The sequence below is a fragment of the Polynucleobacter sp. 39-46-10 genome, assembly GCF_002282275.1.
In genome coordinates this window covers 1-2,952 of sequence record NZ_NCJB01000289.1, presented here as the reverse complement: position 1 = coordinate 2,952, position 2,952 = coordinate 1, and the positions used below count along the sequence as shown (strand labels likewise).

Genomic DNA, 2,952 nt, shown 5'->3' with positions numbered 1-2,952 from the left:
AAGGTTTTATTCAGGGCAAACTCAGCAAAGATAAATTAAAAGAGGTACGCTCTAAGCTACCGGCACTAAAACACCGCAAGCTTTAATACAGAAAGTTCAACAAAATCAAGATGAGAGCACCAGAAGCATTATTTCCAAGTGATTGGACCAAGCCCAAGAAGCAGGCCGACCTTCTTAAATTAGCGAAGTCTATTCTGCTGGAACCAACTGGCCTCTCTGAGCAAGATTTACATCGCACCTTTGGCGACATGTTTACACATCAGCTGGATGATGCTGACCTTTACTTCCAGCACACTCGTAACGAGAGTTGGAGCCTTGAAGAAGGTATCGTGAAATCTGGCAGCTTCAGTATTGATCAAGGTGTGGGAGTGCGTGCAATTTACGGAGATAAAACTGCCTTTGCTTACTCCGATGAAATAAATCTAGAAGCTCTCAACAAGGCAGCCAAATCCACTCGCGTGATTGGACCCCAAGGAGGCACTCGCGCTGTTGCAAGCAAAATATTTACACCAATCTCTAACGAGCTCTACTCAGACTTAAACCCCCTAGACTCACTCGCGCCACAAGAAAAGATTGCTTTACTTGAAGGCATTGAGCGTCGTGCAAAAGCGCGAGACCCACGCATCATTCAGGTCATGGCTAGTCTAGCCGGCGAGTTCGATGTGGTGCTCGTAGTTCGTGCTGATGGCTTATTAGCTGCTGACGTACGTCCACTGGTACGGGTATCAGTACATGTGATAGCCGAACAAAATGGTCGTCGCGAATCTGGGTCTTCTGGTGGCGGTGCTCGTCATGATTATCACTACTTCAATACAGAGCTGATTAATCAATATGTTGATGAAGCTGTGGATGGCGCCCTGATTAATCTAGACTCTCGCCCAGCCCCCGCGGGTCCAATGACAGTAGTCATGGGGCCAGGATGGCCTGGAGTGTTATTGCACGAAGCGGTAGGTCATGGACTAGAAGGTGACTTTAATCGAAAAGGCTCTTCTGCTTTTGCTGGCTGCATTGGACAGCGCGTTGCCGCTAAAGGGGTCACTGTAGTAGACGATGGGACACTTTCTGGTCGTCGTGGCTCACTCAATATCGATGATGAAGGCACACCGACCCAGTGCACCACGCTGATTGAAGACGGTATCTTGAAGGGCTACATTCAGGATAGTTTGAATGCCCGACTCATGAATATGCCTCTCACCGGAAATGGACGACGGGAGAGTTTTGCCTCCCTACCCATGCCTCGTATGACCAATACCTACATGATGGCTGGCAAAGACGATCCCCAAGAAATCGTAGCCAGTATTAAACGCGGCCTTTACGCGGTGAACTTCGGGGGCGGCCAAGTCGACATTACGAGTGGAAAATTCGTGTTTTCAGCCTCAGAAGCCTATTGGGTAGAAAACGGCAAAATTCAATATCCAGTCAAAGGTGCAACCATTATTGGGAGCGGACCAGAGTCCCTAAAACAGGTCTCCATGATCGGAAATGACCTGAAATTAGATGGCGGTATCGGGGTTTGCGGCAAAGAAGGTCAGAGCGTCCCCGTGGGCGTTGGACAGCCAACTTTACGTATTGACAGCCTGACTGTCGGAGGAACTGCTTAATACGGCTTAAAATAGTCGTATGAGCCAACAAAACACTAATCCCACAAACTGGTACGCTGCCGTCGACAAAACGTCAGACACAGATGATCAACGCATTCATAACATTACTGTTCTGCCACCGCCAGAGCATTTGATTCGCTTCTTCCCGATCTCGGGAACGCCAACTGAGGCATTGATTAGCAAAACGCGTAAAAAGATTCGCGACATCATTCATGGGAAAGATGATCGCCTACTCGTCATCATCGGACCTTGCTCAATCCACGATCCTCGCGCTGCTGTTGAGTACTGTCAGCGATTACTCGCAGAGCGCGATCGTTTTTCCGGTGAACTCGAAATTGTGATGCGCGTCTATTTTGAAAAGCCACGCACAACTGTGGGTTGGAAAGGTTTGATTAATGATCCGTACTTAGATGAGAGCTATCGTATTGAAGAAGGTTTGCGTATTGCCCGCCAAGTGTTGATGGAAATTAATCGTCTTGGTATGCCAGCTGGAAGCGAATTCTTGGATGTGATTTCTCCGCAATATATTGCTGACTTGATTTCTTGGGGCGCTATCGGAGCACGCACCACTGAGAGTCAAGTTCACCGCGAACTCGCCTCAGGCCTCTCTGCACCAATCGGATTCAAGAATGGTACCGACGGAAACATTAAGATTGCTACCGATGCGATTCAAGCGGCTAGCCGTCCACACCACTTCTTATCAGTGCATAAGAATGGTCAGGTTTCTATTGTGGAGACTAAAGGCAATAAAGACTGTCACGTTATTTTGCGTGGTGGTAAAGAGCCAAACTATGAAGCGCAGTATGTACAAGCGGCCTGCTCAGAGCTTGCAGCAGCAAAGCTTCCAGCTAGTTTAATGGTTGACTTGTCGCATGCGAACTCCAGCAAAAAACATGAGCGTCAAATTGTGGTGGCAGAAAATATTGCCGAGCAAATTGAATCCGGCTCAAATCAAATTTTCGGCGTAATGATTGAAAGTCACCTAAATGATGGTGCACAAAAATTCACGCCAGGTAAAGATGACCCAAATAAGTTGGAATATGGCAAGAGTATTACTGATGCCTGCATTAACTGGGAAGATTCAGTCAATGTATTGCAACGCTTAGCTTTAGCTGTGAAAAATCGCAGAAAAGCAAAGAAATAAACTACTTCGTTTTATTTCGTCAAAAGAGACTAATTTATTTAGTCTCTTTTTTTTCGTGCTTCCAAAGAACGTCTTGGCCACCCGCTGCACGATTGAGTACACGCGCCAGCACAAACAAGAGATCAGACAAGCGATTGACGTATTGACGCGGAGCATCGTACAGAGGCTCCTCCCAACCCAAACGCACAATCGATCGCTCAGCACGCC

General features: G+C 47.4%; 2 protein-coding genes and 1 pseudogene. 2 read left to right on the top strand and 1 reads right to left on the bottom strand.

The features are described 5' to 3' along the window. The first annotated feature begins 110 nt into the window (after positions 1–110). Both tldD and B7X71_RS14515 read left to right on the top strand, forming a co-directional pair. On the top strand, positions 111–1,601 hold the full coding sequence (tldD, locus tag B7X71_RS14520) for a metalloprotease TldD (protein WP_293601153.1): 1,491 nt from the start codon (positions 111–113) through the stop codon (positions 1,599–1,601). 19 nt (positions 1,602–1,620) lie between these two features. Then, the gene (locus tag B7X71_RS14515; protein WP_293601151.1) at positions 1,621–2,745 is read left to right on the top strand and encodes a 3-deoxy-7-phosphoheptulonate synthase; all 1,125 of its coding nucleotides are present in this window, start codon (positions 1,621–1,623) and stop codon (positions 2,743–2,745) included. Between the two features lie 34 nt (positions 2,746–2,779). On the opposite strand, the pseudogene B7X71_RS14510 reads toward B7X71_RS14515, so the two are convergent. After that, a pseudogene (locus tag B7X71_RS14510) lies at positions 2,780–2,952 on the bottom strand (ATP:cob(I)alamin adenosyltransferase); the annotation flags it as partial.